General features: G+C 28.5%; 1 protein-coding gene. It reads left to right on the top strand.

Annotation, left to right across the window (positions count from 1 at the left end; all coding sequences use genetic code 11):
* Positions 1-926 precede the first annotated feature (926 nt).
* Entirely contained in the window at positions 927-1370 is a 444-nt protein-coding gene (locus O9267_RS12655) for a bifunctional nuclease domain-containing protein (protein WP_298180142.1), read from the top strand.
* The last annotated feature ends 276 nt before the right edge of the window (positions 1371-1646 follow it).

Below are 1646 nucleotides of genomic sequence, written 5' to 3'. Positions count from 1 at the left end.
AAAAACCGATCTGCCAACAGCAGTTACAAGAAATTGCTAGGTATGGGATTTATCAGAAATGGTAATTGTTGAATCAAAGTTTTGTCTATATTTGTAATTGTCAGTGAATGAAGACGCAACTTCTTGTAGCTGCCAAACGTTGTACGCAAGTCGACGCGAAATCTACAAAAAACTATGATTTACAAATAATTACAATATTGTTTTTTTAAAAATATTGAAATACAAAATCTACAAAAAGTGGAGCTTCTACTCTATCAAAATTTACACGATCAAAACTGAAAAACAAAACGCAGAAATGAAAATGGAAATGGAAAATTGTTGTGCAAAATATTGTAGAATAACTTTGTCAAAAATTGAATTCTAAAAAGTTCAGTTTTGAAATTCACTTTTACGTTAGCTTGCCACAAGTGCGGATGAAAAATCCGCACATGATGCCAAATTAGACGTTTTCTGAATGCCAACGCTATTAGCACTTTTGTTTTTTTCTTTATTTCCTGCAGAAGTAAAATTTAAAATTTGGAAACCAAGAAAATAAAGAAAAAAACAAAAGAGCTAATTTTCCCAACGCACCTATCGTACCGTAGAAACCGCTTAAAAAAAATAGAATTTAAAAAGTCATTAAACAAAACGGAAAAACGAAACGTGAAAAAACGACCTGCGTACAACAGCTGTTTCTAGCAATGGCTAGGCTTGGGATTTATTAATAAAACTTCTGTGAAAATCTTTTTTCTTACAATACAACTTTCGTTTTCAAATATTCGGTATATTTGTTGTTGTCAGTGAGCAAATTACGCCACTGCCAGAAGCTGCGAAACGTTGGCAGACATTCAAAAAAAACGTATAAATTAAAACTTTCATATCATGTTTTCGCAATGATTATTTAAACCAAATAGTACCGTAATTTTATAATTAATTTAAAAAACAAAATGAATAAAGAGAATTGGATTGAATTAGAAATTGGAAGAATATATGCAACTGAAAAAAGCTTAAAAGAAAAAATATTCGGTTCTAAAAATCCAAAATATGTATTAATACTTTATAATAAAAATGACCGAAATGAAAAAATATCTATGGTTGTAGGACAAAATGCTGGAGAAATGATTTCAACTGCAATAGAAAAAGTAATTCCAGAAGTTCCATTTATTGAAGTGCTTTTTAAAAATGTTATTGAAAGTTTTGAAATTAAGTTAGAATATGTTTTGATAAATGGTTTTAATGAAGAAGGTTATTTTAAATCAATCGTTAAGTATAACGGAAAAGAAAAAAAATTAGAATTTGAAGCCAGAACTGTTGATTTAATTGCTTTAAGTTTAAGACACGAAAGCCCAATATATATAGAAAAAAATGTTTTTGAAAAAAGTTTAGATTGAAAAATGAACGATCTGCCAACAGCTGTTTCTAGCAATGGCTTGGCATGGGATTTATTTATAAAACTAAATTTTTGAAACTAAATTTTTGTTATATTTGTGATGGTTAGTGAGCAAATTACGCCACTGCCAGAAGCAGCAAAACGTTGGCAGACAGTTTCAAGAAGCAGAAAACTAATAAAATATAATTTAAATAAAAGTTATGAAAAATATAATCAAAATTTTAACAGTATTTTTAATAGTTAGTTGTACACAAAATGATGATAAACAACTAAATGA

It is taken from the genome of Flavobacterium sp., from assembly GCF_027531705.1.
In the GTDB taxonomy this organism is placed as follows: domain Bacteria; phylum Bacteroidota; class Bacteroidia; order Flavobacteriales; family Flavobacteriaceae; genus Flavobacterium.
The sequence above is the reverse complement of the archived record's forward strand: the minus strand, read 5'-3'. Positions and strand labels throughout refer to the sequence as shown.

What these genes read in the sequence shown, in the direction of transcription:
- O9267_RS12655 (WP_298180142.1), top strand. Translation starts at nt 927, where the DNA reads ATGAATAAAGAGAATTGGATTGAATTAGAAATTGGAAGAATATATGCA.